Genomic DNA, 1,834 nt, shown 5'->3' on the forward strand with positions numbered 1-1,834 from the left:
CATTCTGATACAGCCGGCAAACCTCTTCTTCCCATTGCGTCAGGCGCTCTTCTTCCGTTTGCTCTAAATTCGGATCGCTTAAAAAGGCCGTTTCGGGTGTCTTAATCCCTTTTTTTAAGGCGTTACACAGAGGGGCCAAAGGATAGTCATCGCCCTGATCGATAAACAGGCGTTTGGTGGCACGCGTACTGCTGGTAAAAAATTTGTTTAAGGGCGGACCAAAACGGCTATTGCCGCAACCGCGTTTGACGAGATTGGTCGGTACTTTGCCATCCGTCCATTCACGGCTCGCTTCACGGCATAAGTCGTTATCCAGCATGCGGTACAGGATGACATTCTCATATTCCAGACCCTTGATTTCCTCGGCAGTGAATACCAGGACTGCACCCGGATATTTTTCCTGAGCCTCCTTTTTATATTCCGGCAGGGTAATAATGACAAAATTACTCTGCTTCGCCATATCCCTTAAGGCCTTTAACTCCTCCGGCGTCTGCTTTAGCCAGTGCACTATGCCCGGTGTTTTCGCCTGCTCAGGCGACATCTTGATTTCAGACAGCTCCTGTTTGTCAGCACGGCCGCCCACCACCTGATTCTTTACCTTAATCACTTCATTGGCAAAATGCACCACATTCTCTGGACAGCGGTAGGACTGCGGCAGCTCAACTGATGCAAGCGCTAATCCATAGCGCTGCATCATCTTTTCAATAAGCGGCCCCTTGGACAGTTCGTCAAAAAGGCTTTGGTGGGTGTCCATGCAAAGACATAGCTGTCCTTCTTTGGCTAACAGCAGCAGATTCTCTAACTCAAGACCCGATAAATCCTGGGCTTCATCACCCAACACCAAATCATACTGGTCCCGCTGCGTAAACTTTAGGAAATCAAGCGCGACCAGACTTTCGTCTTTAAGATAATTCAGATAATTTTCATACGCGGCCAATATCCACTGCCGGTCGTCCTGATGCGCATATAAACTGTTCTGGGCTCCAAGACCAAGATAACCTTCGGGCAGATAACCCGATAAAAGACGAAACTCCTGATGCAGCTCATGCCCTTCTTTTAAAAATCGGTCCAGTTGCGCACTCGCCTCGTCAGGCAGCTCCGCCTTCTTTTTCTTGCCTTTACCCTTTTTACCGGCGGCTGCCGCCGCAGGCTTCAGCCTATCCCTGCATTTCGCAACATAGCCTTTCAGCCACTGCTCAAAATCAGACTCACTCGCAAGCCCTTTACCCTCAAATTCAGCCGCACGCTGCTCACGCGCTACCGTCTCATAGGCTTTAAATTCAACCCGGTTTTTTAACCTATCGGGCAGCGATAAGCTATCCCATATCGCCTGCATTGCCTTCACTAATTCCGGCGACTGCGTCACATACAGGATTTTTCCCTCCGAGCCAGGGGGAAGGCTCGCAATCAACTCAAGAATGCGCGACACCGCCACACAGGACTTCCCTGAGCCAGGCGCTCCCCGAATGACAACCGGAGGGGTTACCTTTAAAACCTCTGCCTGCTGACTACTCAAGCGAATCACATGCTGATTATAATAGTCCAGTGTCACCAGCGGTTTCTTTGGCAACGGGCCTGCCGCAGGACGCGCCGCTTCCAGCGCTTCCTCCGCCATTAGCTCCTCAATCTGCCTGATTATCGAAGGACCATATTTCTGACGATACTTCTCAACACCCGCCTTGTCCGAGAACAGCGTCGATTTCTTGTATTCATGATTTTCCGCGATCTGCGCTATGACCAGGCTTTTTTCGCCATTGACTTCAAATTCAACCAACAGGGCACGGTCCGCTCCGTCCAGGCGCCCACTCGCCAGGCCATCGCGATCCTTTAACTT

1 protein-coding gene is annotated in these 1,834 nt (G+C 50.8%); it reads right to left on the minus strand.

Going from position 1 to position 1,834, the window contains the following annotated elements; genetic code table 11:
• A partial coding sequence (locus E1O89_RS15295; protein ID WP_133140916.1) for a UvrD-helicase domain-containing protein occupies positions 1-1,834 on the minus strand: 1,834 nt, incomplete at both ends.

Source organism: Legionella genomosp. 1 (genome assembly GCF_900640215.1).
Lineage (GTDB): Bacteria > Pseudomonadota > Gammaproteobacteria > Legionellales > Legionellaceae > Legionella_C > Legionella_C quinlivanii_A.